At 69.2% G+C, this 1,051-nt stretch carries 1 protein-coding gene; it reads right to left on the reverse strand.

Annotation, left to right across the window (positions count from 1 at the left end):
• Window positions 1–179: 179 nt before the first annotated feature.
• Window positions 180–1,051 (reverse strand): IS701 family transposase (locus ACTWQR_RS55775; protein ID WP_443235024.1); only part of this gene is annotated, 872 nt, incomplete at its 5' end.

Raw genomic sequence — 1,051 nt, forward strand, 5'->3', positions numbered from 1 at the left:
CTAGTACTCCAGCAGTACTTCGTGGCTTGACCTGGGAAAACGTGGAGCGGTGGGAGTGTAGCGGGCAAGACGCTGTCACGGACGGCTTCTGCCTGCACGCCCCTCGAAGGAGTGTCCACGACGGCGGTAGTGGCAGCGGCGGGCCACCGCTTGGCGTCGTCGGCGCCAGTGCGACCAGCTCAACGCATGGGTGTGGGCGCGAAGGGTTCGGGGTGGGTGAGCTGCCAGGAGTCGCCGCACTTCCGCCACGGTGAGCTCGATGACCACGGCATCATCACCGGCGGGCCCCCCTTTTCGGCTGCTCGCGCGCTCATCGCCGCGAGGAAGGCGTGGGCGAGCATGGCCAGGGTGATGTGTCGGTACCAGCCGACGTAGCGTCGGACTTCGTACTCGTCCAGGCCGCACTCGTTCTTTGCCGCCTGGAAACACTCCTCGATCGCCCACCGGGCGCCGGCGACCCGCACCAGTTCGTCCACTCCGACATCCAACGGTGCGTATCCGAGGTAGTAGGCGATCTCGTCCGGCCGACTCAAGCTGCGCCGTGCCAGCGCCCAGCGCCGACGGATCAACACGCCGTCCTGGTGGTCGTACTCGGCCACTGGGCGCAACTGGACAGCCGCCCAGTCGTACTCGCGCTGCCCCTTCGCGCCCGCGCCGCAGGAACGGCGTTCCCATGCCTGGTCGGGGGCCTGCTCGAAGGCCCTGTCGATGCGTGGGCCGGCCAGGGAGAACTGGGACTTGGGGACGGCCAGGACATAGCCGACGCCGGCTGTTTCCACCATCCGGCGGAAGCGGTTGTCCTGTCCATAAGCGGCGTCCGCCGTGACCCAGGCGATCGGCAGCGGCGAGGCCAGCGCCCTGCGGACGATCGTCGCCGCGAGGGTGTTCTTGGTGGCGAACTCCCGCTGATCGGGGACCTTGGCCGCGCGGCAGCGGTCGCGGTCGTCGGTCCAGGACTTGGGCAGGTAGAGCTCGCGGTCCACCAGGGCGCGGCCGGCCGTGCTGGCGTAGGCGGCGAAGACACCGATCTGGCAGTTCTCGGTGCGGCCCG

The sequence above is a fragment of the Streptomyces sp. 2A115 genome, from assembly GCF_052245575.1.
In the GTDB taxonomy this organism is placed as follows: domain Bacteria; phylum Actinomycetota; class Actinomycetes; order Streptomycetales; family Streptomycetaceae; genus Streptomyces.